The organism is Pseudomonas sp. SIMBA_068, assembly GCF_046534705.1.
GTDB lineage: Bacteria > Pseudomonadota > Gammaproteobacteria > Pseudomonadales > Pseudomonadaceae > Aquipseudomonas > Aquipseudomonas putida.
Genome location: NZ_JAWRYI010001910.1, coordinates 1 through 228, shown reverse-complemented (window position 1 = coordinate 228; position 228 = coordinate 1). Strand labels below are relative to the sequence as shown.

Genomic DNA, 228 nt, shown 5'->3' with positions numbered 1-228 from the left:
ATCTGATGCTGGTGCGCTCGAACCTGCAACCTCAAAAACAAATACTAATGAACCTGTTTTTACTGTATCGCCAGTAGCTACTTTAATCTCTTTTACAGTACCAGCAAACGGTGCTGGTACTTCCATAGCCGCTTTGTCACCTTCAACGTTTAAGATAGATTGCTCTTCTTCAACGGTATCGCCAACAGCAACCATGATTTCAGTTACCTCAACTTCGTCATCACCAAT

1 protein-coding gene is annotated in these 228 nt (G+C 42.5%); it reads right to left on the bottom strand.

All coding sequences use genetic code 11. From position 1 onward, the window contains the following. On the bottom strand, positions 1 to 228 hold a 228-nt coding region (locus tag SB756_RS36435; RefSeq protein WP_410914123.1), incomplete at both ends, for a biotin/lipoyl-containing protein.